This is a genomic window from Bacteroidales bacterium, from assembly GCA_018334875.1.
In the GTDB taxonomy this organism is placed as follows: Bacteria; Bacteroidota; Bacteroidia; order Bacteroidales; family UBA12077; genus JAGXLC01.
Genome location: JAGXLC010000238.1, coordinates 1 through 2374, shown reverse-complemented (window position 1 = coordinate 2374; position 2374 = coordinate 1). Strand labels below are relative to the sequence as shown.

Here is a 2374-nt window from a genome sequence, read left to right as displayed (position 1 = left end):
CGACCGATGCAATTCAATGGCTGCCCGACCCAATTCAACAAGCGACAGATACAATTTAAACACCGCCATTCCCATTTCAAAACGTGAACGAGCCAATTCAAACCCGGACAGGTTCAATTCAGAAATCGACGGTTCGCTGCCCAAAGACAGCAGATGCTAATAACGGGAATACATTTCTCGTCTAAAAAAGACGGAGGCCTTCAAATTTGATTAAAGTTTAATTCAATAAATGTAAAAACCTTATTCTGTTCTATATTAAACCTTAATAGCCAGTAAATCACCTCTCATTCCCCAACCTTATTACTTTATTTTCAGTAACTGACTGTTTCCAAAATTATCCGTTAATAAGGTAATAAGGTCCGTTTTGGTGTGTGATTTCTGGCTATTAAGGTCCAAGATAACGAAAATAAGGTTTTGATTTTAATTCTTAACTTATTCGCCACATTTTCTTTTTGCTTCTTCAATCAATTGTGGGCTTAATCTAAAATCCGTTTTTTTAATTTCATCTAAAATCTCTGAAAAGGAGCTAATAATTTCTCTTTCCTTTGCTATAACCAAAATGCCAATAATACCAGTATAATTTAAACCAAGTGATTTTGCCTGCCGTCTGCCTTTGAGATCATCAATAATAAGGAGAGAATTATCTGTTTCCATCATAAGCGCAATGGTACTGGCTTCTCCTTCATCCAGAAAACTTTCGAGTATTTTTTGGTAATTTTTATCCTTTGGATTCTGTATCGAGATAAAATTGGGTAAGGGATTATTAAATTCCTCTGCTATTTTTTGAGTTATGATAATATGACCGAAAAGTTTTTGTAGTATTTCTAACCGGCGAATTTTATTTAACACAATTAAACTGCTGGTATCAGATACTGTAATCCCTGGCATTTTTTATATCATTATTCAGTTCAGAAGGTGGGTAATTAAGTATAGATACATCATAATCCCCCAGAAGTTCCATAAAAGTTGTTTTGGATAGCCCCACCAATTTAGCAGCCTGACCTAAGGAGAGTTTTCCTTTTTCATATAATCGGGATGCAAGGAGCATTTTTGCTTCCCGATCATTTAAATCAACATTATCCGGTATTTCTAATTTAATTGTTCTCATATTACTTGTTTTCTCAAAAGTATTTAAATTTTTGGAATCCGTCAACATTACAATGCGTATATTAATTGAAAAACGTACAAATGAAGGAAAAGGTATGCTATAATCAAAGGAAAGGTTATTAAGAGATGAACAGAATCTACCAATCACATTAAACCGATTTTTTTTTAACTTAGCCGCGTATCAATTGAATTATGCCAGAATAAGGATCCTTCACATTAAATGAAACAAACACGATAACCATGATCAAAGGAGTTATATTCGACATGGACGGCGTCCTGGTGGACTCGGAACAATACATCTGCGAGGCAGCCATAGAAATGTTCAAACGCAAAGGCCTTACCGTACAACCGGAGGATTTTAAACCTTTTGTCGGGCAGGGCGAAAACGCCTATATCGGGAAGGTGGCGGAAAAATACAACTTTCCTGTTGACATTGATGAGGTCAAGGCCCTGACCTATCAGATATACGGGGAGATCACCGAAGGAAAGCTGGAACCGCTGCCGGGCGTATTTGATTTTATGAAAAAGATCCGTGACAGGGGCTTAAAATCAGCCGTTGCCACCAGTGCCGATGAGGTGAAAATGGAGATCAACCTCAAAAATATCGGCATTCCCAAAGAATCGTTCACCGCCACTGTCAACGGGCTGGAAGTGGAACACAAAAAACCGGCGCCCGATATCTTCCAGTCAGCCGCCCAAAAGATGGGGCTGAACCCCGAAGATTGCCTGGTGGTGGAAGATGCCGTCAGCGGGGTAGAGGCTGCCAAAAGAGCCGGAGCCAGGTGCCTGGCCTTAACTACCTCCTTCAGCGCTGAAGATCTTAACAAAGCCGACTGGCAAGCCGCTAACCTTGCCGAAGCACCCGATGAGGTCCTGGAATGGTGAGAGGAGGGAATATATGTTACGCTATAATATGCAGGGCTATCACCAAAGTCACATTTAGAAATTCCAAATAACAATCAACAAATATCAAACAATATCCAAATAACAATTACCGAAATTTCAAACGCGCCAGAATACAGGTCTGGTAACTTTAGAACGGTGTGTTTTGGTCATTTGAAATTGATTATTGGAATTCCCCGCCTGCCGCGGGGCAGGTGTTTGTGATTTGGAATTTGTCGTATTGCTTGCCTGCTGGTAAAGCAGGGCGCTTAATATACAGTAAAGAATTCCATTCTATTAGAATGTATTATGTTACCGAATGCCAGCCGGCAGACGTTATGTCAAAAAAGCCACGAATACACGAATAAAGTTTTCATTCGTGCAT

Annotated in this window: 3 protein-coding genes; 1 reads left to right on the top strand and 2 read right to left on the bottom strand. The window is 39.5% G+C overall.

The genetic code is table 11. The annotated features are described in order from the left end of the window. Window positions 1-432 precede the first annotated feature (432 nt). Together KGY70_15230 and KGY70_15225 are read right to left on the bottom strand one after the other, a co-directional pair. Complete coding sequence (locus KGY70_15230; protein MBS3776547.1) at window positions 433-888, bottom strand: DUF3368 domain-containing protein; 456 nt, start codon at window positions 886-888, stop codon at window positions 433-435. Beyond that, a complete protein-coding gene (locus KGY70_15225; protein ID MBS3776546.1) occupies window positions 866-1108 on the bottom strand; it encodes a UPF0175 family protein in 243 nt (80 codons plus the stop codon). Before KGY70_15225 ends, KGY70_15230 begins: the two co-directional genes overlap by 23 nt. Before the next feature lie 239 nt (window positions 1109-1347). Here KGY70_15225 and KGY70_15220 point away from each other — a divergent pair, with 239 nt between their 5' ends. Continuing rightward, window positions 1348-1992, top strand: coding sequence for an HAD-IA family hydrolase (locus tag KGY70_15220; protein MBS3776545.1), 645 nt, complete (start codon window positions 1348-1350; stop codon window positions 1990-1992). Window positions 1993-2374 lie beyond the last annotated feature (382 nt).

What these genes read in the sequence shown, in the direction of transcription:
- KGY70_15225 (MBS3776546.1), bottom strand. Translation starts at nt 1,108, where the DNA reads ATGAGAACAATTAAATTAGAAATACCGGATAATGTTGATTTAAATGAT.
- KGY70_15220 (MBS3776545.1), top strand. Translation starts at nt 1,348, where the DNA reads ATGATCAAAGGAGTTATATTCGACATGGACGGCGTCCTGGTGGACTCG.
- KGY70_15230 (MBS3776547.1), bottom strand. Translation starts at nt 888, where the DNA reads ATGCCAGGGATTACAGTATCTGATACCAGCAGTTTAATTGTGTTAAAT.